This window comes from Aeromonas sp. MaB10011B (assembly GCF_017939325.1).
Taxonomy (GTDB): Bacteria; Pseudomonadota; Gammaproteobacteria; order Enterobacterales; family Aeromonadaceae; genus Aeromonas; species Aeromonas caviae.
The window spans coordinates 210,510-223,664 of sequence record NZ_JAGKRK010000078.1 but is presented as its reverse complement, the minus strand read 5'-3'; the positions used below and the strand labels follow the sequence as shown (position 1 = coordinate 223,664).

Here is a 13,155-nt window from a genome sequence, read left to right as displayed (position 1 = left end):
CCGCCGCCGATAGATAATTCGAGATAGTGTGGAGGACAAGCCGTTGAATGCTTGGGTGTTGGGGTTGATCAGCATATCAGTGAGTATGCAGTTGCAGGCGGGCGTGACCGAATTTGGCGCCGGTCTGGATCAATCCGTCTGGCGCCTGACCTCTGATACCCAGGTGGAGTGCAGGCTGGAGCATCCTATTCCCCGTTGGGGAACCGGGGCCTTTGTCAGCCGGGCCGGGCGCAAGATCAATCTGGATTTCGAGCTCAAGGGGCAGCGACCCCAGGCGCGTACTCAGACAGTGAGCCTCGGGATCATGCCCCCCAGCTGGCGTCCCGGGGTGGCCGGGCGACAGATCAGCCAGTTGCAGTTCTATCAGCAGTTTGACGGCCTGGTGGCGGGGCAGACCGCCTGGACCATGCTGGACGAGCTGGAAGGAGGGCGTATGCCGACTTTCCAGTATCGCGACTGGTATCGTCAGGACAGGCCGGTGCGGGTATCGCTCTCGTCGGTCAATTTCAGGGTCAAGTACCAGGCGTTCATGGACTGCCTGAGTGGCTTGCTGCCCTACAGCTTCAACGACATCGCCTTCAGCGTGCTCTCCTATGACAAGAACAGCGATCAGTTGTCACCGGCCTCCAAGCGGCGGCTGGTGATGATCGGTGACTATGTGAAGGCAGACAAGAGCATCGATGTGGTGGTGATCGACGCCTACAGCGACAGCTATGGCGGCCGCTGGCCAAACCAGAAGCTCTCCGAGAAGCGGGCGGATGCCATCAAGCAGGTGTTTGTGGATCTCGGCATCGAGGAGGGCAAGATCTCGGTGGAAGGGCACGGTGAGAAACAGCACGTGGCCTCCAACGAAACGGAAGCTGGCCGAGCCAAGAACCGCCGGGTGGTGATCAACATGGGACGCAACGGCACTATCTGATCCCGTTGAGTCATCGAGAGGGGCGGGATTTTCGCTGTAGTCAGGAATAAAAAATGCCAGTCGGCGAACCGACTGGCATTTTTTTCACGGGTTTCCGGGATTACTTGGCCAGGGATTCCGGCAGGTTTTCGCGGATCTTGCCGAGCATCTCTTTCAGCACACGGGGGTTGGCCACCACGATATTGCCGGAGTTTTCGTAGTTGTGACCACCAACGAAGTCGGTGACGATGGCGCCGGCTTCTTTGGCCAGCAGCTCACCGGCGGCGGTGTCCCAGGGCTTGAGGCCGATTTCCCAGAAACCGTCGACGCGACCAGCGGCCACATAGGCGAGATCCAGCGCGGCGGAGCCAGCACGACGGATGTCTGCACACTCGATGAACATGCTCTGGAACATCTTCAGGTAGGGTTCGATGTGGTGCTTCTGCTTGAACGGGAACCCGGTGGCCAGGATGGTGCCGGAGAGCTCTTTGGCCTTGCCGACACGGATGCGGTAGCCGTTCAGCTGGGCGCCGCTGCCGCGGGTGGCAGTGAACAGCTCGTCACGGATGGGATCGTAGACAACGGCTTGTTCGGTCTTGCCCTTGACGCGCAGAGCGATGGAAACGGCAAAGTGCGGAATGCCTTTGACCAGGTTGGTCGTGCCATCCAGTGGGTCGATGATCCATTGGTAGTCCGGATTGGTACCGGCAATCTCGCCAGACTCTTCAGCAACGATGCTGTGTTCCGGGTAAGATTTTTTGATGGTGTGAATGATGGCCGCTTCGGCGTCACGGTCAACGTTGGTCACGAAGTCATTGCTGCCTTTCTGGATAACCTCGATGTTCTCGGGTTGAGAAAAGGCTTTTACTACTACTTGACCGGCGTTGCGCGCAGCGCGCACGGCGATATTCAGCATCGGATGCATAGGTTCACCACTGGATGTTAAAGAACGGGGGATAAAAGGACGCGACATCTTACCAAGATATTCGGGAATAGCAACTGCTATGCCCTCATTCGGTCAGGGGGGGGACTGACAGATCTGACGGCTCCAATAAAGACCTGTAATCAACTAGTCTTATCGCGACAGCCGGATAACAGGCTGTGGTGAGCATAGGGATATGAGCCATGAATCTGTCATTAATCAGTCAGAAACCGTCGTCGCCGACGACTCTGGGTGTGTTGGCCGCACTGCGTGCCGCCAGCGAAGAGAGCGATTATGTCACCGAGGTCCGGGTGGCACAGCCCCAGCAGTGGCAACCGTCGAAGGATGAAGCGGCGATCCTGCTGCTGGAAGAAGAGGGCGCTGCTTGGCCTGTTCCGCTCTGGCCAGCAGGAGGCAGTGCACTGGGATTACCGGTGCTTCCCCTGTTGGTGCATCGACAGTATGAACATCCTCCACAGGGGCCGGATGTTCGGGATCCGCATTTTTATTTCGTCTCCAACGGTATTCTGCTGGATGAGGCCGAACTGGCGGATCCTGCCTGCAGCCTGGTGCTGCAAAGCAAGTTTGAATCCTATTTCCCGCTGCTTTCCCGTCTTATCTTGCTGCGCCAGCGCCAACCAGGGGTACTGAGCAGCTAATCATCTCCCCCTCGATGCGGGCTGTTCAAGGGGCACAATATTTGTCATAACTGACCGATATTGTGCCGCTTTGCTATGGCCTGCGCAGCGGCTCACTGTGTGTTCGTCGACGGAGGTGACATGAAGGTTTATGAGCTGAGACGAGCCCCCAATGCCCGTCGGGTCAGAATGTTTCTGGCGGAGAAGGGGATCGAGATGGAATATCAGCAGGTCGATCTGGGGGCGGGGGAAAACCTGGCGCCCGCCTTTTTGACCAAGAACCCGGCCGGGCGCATTCCTGTGCTGGAACTCGATGACGGAACCTGTCTGAGTGAAACCCTGGCCATCTGTCGCTATTTTGAAGAGCTCCACCCCGAGCCGAACCTGTTTGGCAGTACCGCGCTGGAGCGCGCCACCATAGAGATGTGGAGTCGCTTCATCGAGTTCAAGCTCTGGCTGCCGACCGGTATGGCGTTTCGTCATATCACCGGTTTTTACAAAGACCGGGAGCGGGTCTTCCCCGAATGGGGGGAGGAGTGCAAGCAACAGGCTCAGATCTGGTTTGACAAGCTTGATGCCCGTCTTGCCGAGGTGCCCTATATTGCGGGGGAGCGCTTCACCATCGCCGACATTCTTGCCCTCTGTACCATTGATTTTGGCAAGGTGGTTGGCCTGCGTATCACCCCCGAACAGCCTCGTTTGCAGGACTGGCATGACCGGGTGAGTGCCCGGCCCAGCGCCCAGGCTTGATCCTTTCCCCTGAACGTTCAAGGAGTCCAAGATGATAGAGTTGTACACTGCCGCCACGCCCAACGGGTTCAAGGTGTCGATCGCCCTCGAAGAGCTGGGGCTGCCCTACAAGGTCATTCCCCTTGATTTCGCGACTATGGAGCAGAAGAAGCCCGAGTTCCTGGCCATCAACCCCAATGGCCGCATCCCGGCCATCATCGATCGGGACAATGGTGACTTCGCGGTGTTCGAGTCCGGCGCCATCCTTATCTATCTGGCGGAAAAAACCGGCAAGTTGCTGCCGCAGGATCCCAAGCGCCGCTCCCAGGCCATCCAGTGGCTGATGTTCCAGATGGGAGGCGTCGGTCCCATGATGGGGCAGGCCAACGTCTTCTATCGCTATTTCCCCGAGAAGATCCCGGCCGCCATCGAGCGTTACCAGAAGGAGGGGCGACGCCTGTTCGAGGTGCTCGACGGTCATCTGGCACACCATGAGTATCTTGCGGACGAGTACAGCATCGCCGACATCGCTACCTGGCCCTGGGTGCGCATCCACGACTGGAGTGGTATCTCCATCGAGGGGTTGGTGCATTTGCAGGCCTGGATGGCACGCATGGAAGCCAGGCCCGCCTGCCATAAGGGCATCACTATTCCACCGCGCAATGAGAGCCCCGAGGATCAGGTCAAGCGGGCGCAGCAGATGGTGACTCGCTGACGCCATCATGATGGCCCTGACGGGCCATCTTTTTTATTCCCCTTTGACTCCCCGTTGTTTGACGATCTGCATCGCAGTCGCTTTTTGTCTTTCAAATAAGCCATTTATCAAAAATCAAAAGTCATTCTTCCTGATTAATTGTTATGTTATAACGCCATCTCTTTGGTTGATGAACATGAAGCTTGGATGGAAAGGATGACAAAAAAATGCACCGCAGCCGGGTGGTTCGCCCTGGCTCTGATGGCAGGAACGACTGCAGCCGACGGCAAACCGCTTGCCATGGTGGGGCCCTGGGAGATCCACAGTGTCGACCCCGCCAGCAACGGGGTCTTCTTTACTCGCATGCAGGTGGCGGAGACCCTGGTAGATGTCGATGGGAAAGGCAATCTGCAACCCGGGCTTGCCAGTGAGTGGTCGCGTAGCGATGACGGTCTGCAGTGGCGATTCAGGTTGCGCCCCGGGGCCCGTTTTCACGATGGCAGCGAGGTGAGCGCCGAGCAGGCCGCTTTTGCCCTGCAACAGGCCTGGCGCAAGCCCGGCGTGATGACCAGCGCTCCTATTGCGTCCATCGGATCTGGAGATGGCGTCTTGAAGGTCACCCTGAGCGAACCCTTCGCCTCCCTGCCCGCCGTGCTGGCCCACCCCAGCACCCAGATCCTGGCGAAGGCCGCCTACGATACCAAGGGGGAGGTAACCCAGGTGATAGGCTCTGGCCCCTACCGCATCACCCGCCTGCAACAACCCCAGCGGATAGAGACTGTGCGTTTCGACGGCTGGCAGGGGGCCAGGTCCGCGATCGAGGAGGTCAGCTACCTGACGGTGGGGCGCGCAGAGAGCCGCACCCTGATGGCCGAGAGCGGTCAGGCCGACATCGCCTGGGGGCTGGATCCGGTCAGCATCCGCCGCTTGCAGCAGGCGTCACGGGTCTCCATCGCCTCGGTCACCCTGCCACGGACCATCCAGCTCAAGCTCAATGGCGCCGATCCTCGTCTGAGCGATCCGGTGGTGCGCCGTGCCCTGAGTCTCGCCATCGATCGTCGTGGTATGGCAGCCGCCCTGCTGCGGGATCCCGAGATGGCGGCAACCCAGCTCTTTCCTCCCACTCTGGGGGAGTGGCACCAGCTCGGGTTGACGCCGCTTGCCTATGACGTCAAGGCGGCCCGGGCGGCCTTCGCGGCGGCAGGCTGGCAGCCGGGGGAGGACGGTGTGCTGCGCAAGGGGGAAGAGCGCTTCGCCCTGACCCTGCGTACCTTCCCTGACCGTCCGGAGCTGCCGCTTCTCGCCACGGCACTGCAGGCGCAGTGGAAGGCGGTGGGGGTGGATCTCAAGGTGGCGGTGGGCAACTCGAGCGAGATACCGGCGGGCCATCAGGACGGTTCGCTCCAGCTTGGTCTCTACGCCCGCAATTATGCCCTGGTACCGGATCCCCTGGTCACTTTGCTGGGGGACTTGGCCCCTGCCGGTGCGGACTGGGGGGTGATGAACTGGCACTCCCCGGCCATGACGCAAACACTGACCCGCCTTGCCACGCAAGCCTTGTCGCCCACAGACGCCGCCGCGGCTCGCCGGGAGATAGCCACGACACTGCAACAGGAGTTGCCGCTCCTGCCCATCGCCTGGTACCGCCAGAGCGCGGCGGTCAGTCGGGGGCTGGAGGGGTTTGAACTCGATCCCCAGGAGCGCAGCTATGGCCTGGACAAGTTGACATGGAGCGCACGATGACAGCGACCCCCTTGTCTCGCGTCATGGGGATACTGGGTCAGCGTCTGGTGCAGGCGCTGGTGGTTGCCCTGCTGGTGGCCGGACTCTGTTTTCTGATGGTGCAGTCCCTGCCCGGAGACATCGCCTTTCGCATCGCGGCGGGTCGTTATGGCTATGACTATGTCACCGCCGAGGCGGCCAACGCGGTGCGCAGCGAGCTGGGGCTGGCCGGCTCGGCCCTTGCCCGTTTTGGCGACTGGCTGTGGGCCTTGCTGCAAGGGGATCTCGGCAGCTCCCTGGTGACGGGCGCACCGGTCGCCACCGACGTGGGTCATCACCTGGGCGCCACCCTGACGCTCGCGAGCGCCTCCGTGGTGCTGGCGCTGGTGGTGGCGCTGCCGCTTGGCAGCCTGAGTGCGCTGCGCCCGGGGGGATGGTGTGATCGCCTGACCCTGGCCTGGAGCGTGCTGATGCGTGCGTTGCCCCCCTTCTTGCTCGGCCTGGTGCTCATGGTGATGCTCTCGGTGGAGCTGGGCTGGGTCAGTGCGGCAGGGCACGGGGAGGGGAGCAACCTGCTGCTGCCCGCCCTGACCCTGGGATTGGGGCTCTCCGGCGTGCTCTCCCGGGTGGTGCGTGAAAGCGTGCTCACCGTGGTGCAGTCCGGTTATTACCGATTTGCCCTCACCAAGGGGCTTTCGCCGGCCCGGGTTTTCTGGCGCCACGGTCTGCGCAACACCGGGGTCAGCATCATCGCCTACACCAGCGTGCAGCTGGTGCTGCTCATCGAGGGGGTCGTGGTGGTCGAGAGCCTGTTTGCCTGGCCCGGGATCGGCCATGCGCTGGTGCACGCCATCTTCTGGCGCGACATCCCCATGGTTCAGGGGACCGTGCTGGTGCTGGCGGTGCTCTTCGTGCTGCTCAATACCCTCACCGATCTGCTTTGTCTTGCCATTGACCCCCGTGGTCCCAAGGAGTCCTGATCATGTCGTTGTCTGTCAAAACGGGGCTGGGCCTGCTCCTGCTGGTGGTGCTGTTTGCCCTGCTGGGCCCCGTGCTCTGGCCCGATCCGGCGGCTCAGGATCTGGCACAGTTTCTGGCTGATCCCTCCTGGCAGGAGCCCCTCGGGCGGGATCAGATGGGGCGCAGCCTGATGGCGCGCCTCGCGGCGGCGACCCGGCTCTCCCTGCTGCTGGGACTGCTGTGCGTCATCACGGCGGCGCTGTTGGGGTCATTGCTGGGCTGGCTCTCGGCCTGGCGCGGCGGCTGGGTCGACGGTCTGCTGCGCAGCCTGGCCGACGGCGTGCTGGCCCTGCCAGGCCTGTTGCTGGTGCTGCTCTTCTCCGCCATGGCCCAGGGTGGCTTTGCCATCCTCTATCTCGGGTTGGCCATGGCCCAGTGGGTGGAGTATTACCGGGTGGTGCGTGCCCGCAGCCGGGGGCTGCTCGCCTCGCCCCAGGTGGAGGCGTCCCGTCTGCTGGGATTCGGCCATGCCCATGTGGTGCGGCGCCATCTCTGGCCCGAGCTCGCCCCCCAGTTGCTCACCATGATGGCCTTCGGCCTAGCGGGTGCCATTCTAACCCTCTCTACCCTGGGCTTTGTCGGCGTCGGCATTCAGCCGCCAACGCCCGAGCTGGGGCTGATGATGACGGAGGCGCTGCCCCACTATCAGGAGGCTCCCCGTCTGCTACTGGCCCCCATTCTTGTCATGGGGCTGATGTTGCTGGCTCTGGTGCTGCTTCATCAGACGCGCGGCCTTGACATGCCATCTTCACAAGGAGCCACCTCATGACGGCCATTCATATCAAGGGGTTGCAGGTCGATGATGGCCAGAAAACCCTGTTGCAGGCGCTGGATTTCACCATTCATCCCGGCACCGCCCTGACCCTGATCGGGGAGAGCGGTTCGGGAAAATCCCTGTTGGCTCATGCCCTGATGGGGACCTTGCCAGCCCCTCTGACAGGCCGGGGCGAGATGGTGTCGGGTGGCCGCCATCACAACCTGGCCGACACGCCTCGCCTGCGTACTCTCTGGGGGAGGGAGCTGGCGATGCTACCCCAGGAGCCGGTGCTGGCGCTGGATCCCACCATGGGGTTGCTTGCCCAGGTGGAGGAAGGGTGGCTGCCAGGGGGCAAGGAGGCCCGATCGCGGGCCCGCGCCGCCCTCGAGCGGCTTGGACTGGCCGGGCGGGAGGGCGCTTTTGTACACCAGCTCTCGGGAGGCATGGCCCAGCGCGCGGCCTTTGCCGCCGCCACCCTGGGGGAGGCCCGTCTGCTGGTGGCCGACGAGCCCACCAAGGGGCTCGACAGCCGGGCCGCAGCCAGGCTGGGTGCCTTGTTGCTGGGCTACCTGGCCCGTGGACGCCATCTGCTGACCATCACCCATGATCTCTCCCTGGCTCGCGCATTGGGGGGCTGGGTGCTGGTGGTCAAGGGAGGAGAGATCGTGGAGCAGGGGCCCGCCGAGCGTGTGCTGCACACGCCATCCCATGCCTATACCCGGGCCCTGCTGGCGGCGGAGCCCTCCGCCTGGCCCGAGGCGGCCGTCCCTCCCACCGGTGACTGGCTCATCCGCGGGAAGGAGCTTGCCATGGGATATGGGGATCAACCCCTGTTCACGGGGCTCGACCTTGCCCTGGCGCAAGGGGAGCGAATGGCCATCATGGCGCCGAGCGGCGCGGGCAAGAGCACCCTCGGCAACGTGCTGCTGGGGCTGCAACGCCCCCTGCAAGGGGAGGTGCTGCGCCGGGAAGGGATAGCCCCCTGCCGCTGGCAGAAGCTCTATCAGGATCCGGTGCAGGCCTTTGCCAGCCGGGTGCGCCTCGCCACCCAGTTCGATGATGTGCTGCGTCTGCACAGGCTGCCTCGCCATCGGCTTGTCGACTATCTGGCCCGGTTGGGGCTGGACGAACGGCTGCTGACGCGCCTGCCAAACCAGGTCTCGGGAGGGGAGCTGCAGCGGCTGTCGCTTATCCGGGCCCTGTTGCTGCGCCCCGTGCTGCTGTTCGCCGATGAGCCCACGTCCCGGCTCGATCCCCTGAGCCAGCAACAGACCATCGCCTGTCTGCTGGAGGAACTGGGGGAGATAGGCTGCGCCCTGCTGCTGGTGACCCATGACGAGGGGCTGGCCGGCAAGGTTGCTCCTCGTTGTCTGAGACTGGGGGAGGCGGGTACCCCCATGTTCGAAGGCGCGTCGGCCGAGGTGAGAAGAGTGGGGTAAAGAGGGGACAGGATGAATCCTTCCCCCATGATGAGATGACAGTGACGGGGCCTTGGGCCCCGTCGCATTAGAAAAACTTGGGTAAGCAGATTATAAAGTTTCGTTCGTTTTTTGTGATATGAATCACTAAGATTGTCGTAAGCCAGAGAGCGTCCTGCTGCTGGCGGGTGCGGGTCCTCCGCCTTGTTCCTCTTCAACGACCTTTGTCAGACACCTCCTGCAGATCCCTGCCCGGAGGGTGGCGGCTTTTTGATCTTTTTCGGACGACATATGTATCGGCACAGCTTCTATCCCCTGTTTTTCCTGACCATCCTGATGGTCGCCGTGGGTCAGATGACCCAGACCCTCTATGTGCCCTCCATTCCCATGATGGCGGGGGACTTCCATGTGGCCTCCGGCCAGCTGCAGGCGGTGATGGCCTGCTACCTCATTCCCTACGGCCTCTCCCAGTTCGTTTATGGCCCCTTGTCGGATCGCATCGGTCGTCGCCCTGTGCTCATCATCGGCATGATGATCTTCCTGGTCGGCACCCTCACCATCCAGCTGATCCCGAGCTTCACCGCCTTGCTGGCGGGCAGCCTGATCCAGGGGCTGGGCACCGGGGCAGGGGGCGCCATGAGCCGGACCGTGATGCGCGACCGTTACAGTGGCGCCGAGCTCAACCGTGCCAACAGCCTGGTAAGCATGGGGGTCATCTTCTCCCCTCTGCTGGCACCTGTGCTGGGCGGCTGGCTCACCGAGTTGTTCAACTGGCGTGCCGGCTACTGGTTCCTGTTCGGTTTTGGTGCCCTGACCACCCTGGCGCTGCTGGCCTGGTTTGGGGAGACGCTGCCAGCATCCGCCCGCCAGCATTCGCTGCGGGTGGGCGCCGCCTATCGTCATGTGCTCGGCAACCCGCGCTTTCAGGGCAACCTGCTCTGTCTGATGGCCACCTTTGCCGGCCTCGCAGTATTCGAGGCGGCGGCCGGGGTGTTGCTGGGGGACGTGCTCAAGCTGAGTGCCCGCACCGTCAGCGTGCTGTTCGTGCTGCCGCTGCCCGGTTATCTGTTCGGCGCCTGGCTCTCCGCCAGACTGAGTTTTCGCCTGAGCCAGGGCAAGCTGATGCGCCTTGGCATCGCCTTCCTGGCCCTGGGGTCGCTCATCATCCTGGTACCCGGGCTGCTCGGCATGGTGAGCGCTGCCTCCCTCGTGGGCGGGGCTGCGGTCTACTTCATTGGCAGCGGCATTCTCTATCCGACCGCCACCTCCTGTGCCATCGAGCCCTTCCCGGGCCAGGCTGGCACCGCGGGAGCCGTGCTCGGGGGCATGCAGAATCTGGGGGCTGGCGTGGTAACCCTGCTGGCCGCCAGCTTCCCGATGACGGGGCAGGTGACCCTGGGGGCCATCATGACGGTGATGGTGCTGATCGTGGCCTTGAGCTTTGTGTGGCTGCGCCACCACGGCGCGCCCCACGAGCAGATGGCCGTCTGACACGGCCAAGAGCCCGCCCCGTTGGCGGGCTTTTTACTGCCTCCTGCCGGGTGGCGAGACGCCGCAGGGGAGTGGAAGGGGGATACCGCGCAGGCAAAGAAAAAGCCCGTCGTGATGACGGGCTTTTTTTGGGTAGGTACCCCGGAGATGCCGTTGCCGGTTTGGGCCCTTGAACCGTCGGTTCAAGGCGGAGATCTAATCTGGCCGCAGGCTTCTCGGTCGGGCCGAGCATGCTCAATAGCCAGAAGGCAGACCCCCTGTTTGGTATGAATATCGGCTCGGGGACTTGAACCGGCTGACAAACACTCCAGGGAATTTCAAAACTCGGTGCGATTAGGGCTGTTGCGCCTCTTCGCTGGATTCACCGTATTGTCCGTGCTCGATCAATGCGGCTTCGATGGTGCGTTGCAGCATCTTGATCCGCTTGTCCATGGTCTCAGAGTATTGGTGGTTTTTCTCTTTTTCAAGGCAGAGCTCGTGACAGAAATTGAGCGCTGCCATGACGGCCAGCTGTTCGTTGCTGGAGACCTTGGAACGTTGACGAAGCTCGATGAGCTTGTCGGTCAGCTGGTCGGCGGCCTGGCGCAGGGCATCTTGTTGTCCCAGGGGACAGGACACCTTGTAGGGACGTCCCAGAATGACGATTTCTACGGCCTCTATGCTCATGCCTTCCTCAATACGGCGGGGCTGATTTCCGCCTTTATCCACGTGGACAACTGGGCGGGACTATATAGCGCAGATGCAGAAGTTTCAAGGCCTTGCTGGCTCTGGCAGGGGGAGAATGCTAGGATCTCGGCCATAAATTCTGCATATTTGCCTGAACTTTGAGCGGATCCTAGATGAGCAAAACAAACCCCCTGAAATACGCCGCCGTGGCGGACCTGATGGCACAGCACGACCTCATGGCGACGGCCGTCGAGGCCCATGGCGTGATCTGCGGCCTGGTGTGCGGTGGCGTGGCCCTGGACGACAAAAGCTGGCAGCCCCATTTCAATGATCTGATCAACGACGGTTTCGGTCTGCCGGCACCGGTGCGCCAGGTGATGACCGACCTCTATCACGAGGTGATCGAGAGCCTGATGGCACAAAAGGGCGTCGAGCTGCTGCTGCCAAGCGACGAGGCGCCGCTCGATGAGCGCATCGACTCGCTGGTGGACTGGTCCCAGGCCTTCCTGGCCGGCTTTGGCGTGGTGCAACAGGAGCTCTCCAAGGCATCCGAAGAGCTGCAGGAGATGATTCAGGACATCGCCAGCATCACCCAGGTCTCTGCCGAATTCGATCAGGAAGATGAAGAGAACGAAGCCTCCTTCCTGGTGCTCTACGAACACGTGCGCCTCGGGGTCATGATGGCGTTCGAGGAGTTTGGCAAGCGCCCGGCCGCACCGAGCACGCCGCCGACCCTGCACTGATCTGCCTGCCCAGCGGGTCAATGAAAGAGCGCATCACGGCGCTCTTTCTGTTTTACAAGGGGTGAGAGCAGGGGAGGTACTCTGCTAACCCATGGTGCCAAAGCGGTTTTTTGCCCGTGGCTTCGCATCCCGTCCGCCACCTTTGTGGTAGGATTGGCCCACGTTTTTTCGCCTATGCCCTCTTCTCATGTCTCAATCTGATCTGGTTCACGTCGACGTGGCTATCGTCGGCGGTGGTATGAGCGGTGCCGTGCTGGCCCTCTCCCTTGCCGCCCTGAAAGGACAGGATGGCGCCCCCCTGCAGATCCTGCTGCTGGAGGCGAGTGCGCCCGAGCTCAATGCTCATCCCGGTTTCGATGCCCGTGCCATCGCGCTTTCCGCCGGTACCTGCGAGGCGCTGGCCCGTCACGGCCTCTGGCCGCACCTGGCGCCCCACTGCTCCCCCATCACCCATATCCATGTGTCGGATCGGGGCCACTGCGGCCAGACCCGGCTGTCGGCGGCGGAGTATGGCCTGCCCGCCCTCGGTCAGGTGATCGAGCTGTCGGCGGCGGGCATCGTGCTGCAAGAGGCGATCGCCGCCAGCCCGCAGATCCGTATGTTGTGCCCGGCCAGGCTTGAGGCCATCGACCCCGACGAGGGGGGAGTGACGCTCGCCCTGGAGGGGGGCGCGCGCTACCGCACCCGGCTGCTGGTGGCGGCCGACGGGGGCCACTCCTTCGTGCGCCAGCATTTCAAGATGCCGGTCAGTCGCCACGATTATGGCCAGAGCGCCATCATCGCCACCGTCAAGACCGCCGAGGATCCCGCCGGACGGGCCTTCGAGCGCTTCACCGACGGAGGGCCGCTGGCCCTGCTGCCCATGCAGGACGGCCTCTCCTCCCTGGTGTGGAGCGTCCCGCGGGACGAGGCACAGGCCCTGATGGCGCTGGATGATGCCGCCTTTCTCGCCCGTCTGCAGCAGGCCTTTGGCTGGCGACTCGGGCGCTTCGTGCGCACAGGGGCGCGCCACCTCTATCCGCTGGTGCTGACGGTGGCCGACTATCCCCTGGCCCAGCGTACCGTGCTGGTGGGCAACGCCGCTCACCTGCTGCATCCCATCGCCGGTCAGGGGTTCAACCTCGGCATGCGGGATCTGGACGTGCTGACCCGGACCCTGGCCCGTGCGCTCGCGGCGGGGGAAGACATCGGCGGCTTTGAGGTGCTAAGCGGCTACTGGCAGCAGCGGCGGGACGATCAGGCCCAGACCGTCTGGCTCACGTCCTCCCTGGCCCAGCTCTTCTCAAACCATCACGCTCCCCTGGTGGTGGGCCGCAATCTGGCGCTCTTCCTGATGGGCAGAGTGCCCTGGCTCAAGGCACCGCTCGCCTCCCGCACCCTGGGATTCGTGGACGAGGTGTGCGGCCAATAAGCGCTGTCGCACCGGCGGCAAAGACGATTTCGAGCAAGAGGCACGC

At 62.9% G+C, this 13,155-nt stretch carries 13 protein-coding genes and 1 other RNA gene; 11 read left to right on the top strand and 3 right to left on the bottom strand.

Features of this window, described 5'->3' with window-relative positions:
* The first annotated feature begins 43 nt into the window (after window positions 1-43).
* Entirely contained in the window at window positions 44-919 is an 876-nt protein-coding gene (locus J9893_RS18665) for an OmpA family protein (RefSeq protein ID WP_210600088.1), read from the top strand.
* 100 nt (window positions 920-1,019) lie between these two features.
* On the opposite strand, the gene suhB is transcribed toward J9893_RS18665, so the two are convergent.
* A complete protein-coding gene (suhB, locus tag J9893_RS18660) occupies window positions 1,020-1,823 on the bottom strand; it encodes an inositol-1-monophosphatase (RefSeq protein WP_039038754.1) in 804 nt (267 codons plus the stop codon).
* Between the two features lie 200 nt (window positions 1,824-2,023).
* Between suhB and J9893_RS18655 the strand changes: the two genes are divergently transcribed.
* The 8 genes from J9893_RS18655 (at window position 2,024) to emrD (ending at window position 10,289) form a co-directional block, all read left to right on the top strand.
* Entirely contained in the window at window positions 2,024-2,479 is a 456-nt protein-coding gene (locus J9893_RS18655) for a hypothetical protein (protein WP_103858437.1), read from the top strand.
* Window positions 2,480-2,599: 120 nt separating this feature from the next.
* The gene (locus J9893_RS18650; protein ID WP_113070110.1) at window positions 2,600-3,208 is read left to right on the top strand and encodes a glutathione S-transferase family protein; all 609 of its coding nucleotides are present in this window, start codon (window positions 2,600-2,602) and stop codon (window positions 3,206-3,208) included.
* Window positions 3,209-3,239: 31 nt separating this feature from the next.
* Complete coding sequence (locus tag J9893_RS18645; RefSeq protein WP_210600089.1) at window positions 3,240-3,902, top strand: glutathione S-transferase N-terminal domain-containing protein; 663 nt, start codon at window positions 3,240-3,242, stop codon at window positions 3,900-3,902.
* Between the two features lie 195 nt (window positions 3,903-4,097).
* Window positions 4,098-5,624, top strand: coding sequence for an ABC transporter substrate-binding protein (locus J9893_RS18640; protein WP_210600090.1), 1,527 nt, complete (start codon window positions 4,098-4,100; stop codon window positions 5,622-5,624).
* Window positions 5,621-6,583, top strand: a complete 963-nt coding sequence (locus J9893_RS18635) for an ABC transporter permease (protein ID WP_113070112.1) — start codon at window positions 5,621-5,623, stop codon at window positions 6,581-6,583. Before J9893_RS18640 ends, J9893_RS18635 begins: the two co-directional genes overlap by 4 nt.
* Before the next feature lie 2 nt (window positions 6,584-6,585).
* Window positions 6,586-7,392 (top strand): ABC transporter permease, encoded by an 807-nt coding sequence (locus J9893_RS18630; protein WP_010675089.1) that lies wholly within the window; start codon window positions 6,586-6,588, stop codon window positions 7,390-7,392.
* Complete coding sequence (locus J9893_RS18625) at window positions 7,389-8,819, top strand: ATP-binding cassette domain-containing protein (RefSeq protein WP_113070113.1); 1,431 nt, start codon at window positions 7,389-7,391, stop codon at window positions 8,817-8,819. Before J9893_RS18630 ends, J9893_RS18625 begins: the two co-directional genes overlap by 4 nt.
* Window positions 8,820-9,089: 270 nt before the next feature.
* Window positions 9,090-10,289: a multidrug efflux MFS transporter EmrD gene (gene emrD, locus J9893_RS18620; protein WP_039038746.1), complete on the top strand. Its 1,200-nt coding sequence runs from the start codon at window positions 9,090-9,092 to the stop codon at window positions 10,287-10,289.
* Window positions 10,290-10,423: 134 nt separating this feature from the next.
* On the opposite strand, the gene ssrS is transcribed toward emrD, so the two are convergent.
* Window positions 10,424-10,606: non-coding RNA, 6S RNA (gene ssrS / locus J9893_RS18615), on the bottom strand.
* 16 nt (window positions 10,607-10,622) lie between these two features.
* Entirely contained in the window at window positions 10,623-10,955 is a 333-nt protein-coding gene (zapA, locus tag J9893_RS18610) for a cell division protein ZapA (protein WP_010675086.1), read from the bottom strand.
* A gap of 173 nt (window positions 10,956-11,128) precedes the next feature.
* Here zapA and J9893_RS18605 point away from each other — a divergent pair, with 173 nt between their 5' ends.
* A complete protein-coding gene (locus tag J9893_RS18605) occupies window positions 11,129-11,698 on the top strand; it encodes a UPF0149 family protein (protein WP_042864005.1) in 570 nt (189 codons plus the stop codon).
* Window positions 11,699-11,885: 187 nt separating this feature from the next.
* The gene (ubiH, locus tag J9893_RS18600; protein ID WP_210600091.1) at window positions 11,886-13,109 is read left to right on the top strand and encodes a 2-octaprenyl-6-methoxyphenyl hydroxylase; all 1,224 of its coding nucleotides are present in this window, start codon (window positions 11,886-11,888) and stop codon (window positions 13,107-13,109) included.
* Window positions 13,110-13,155 lie beyond the last annotated feature (46 nt).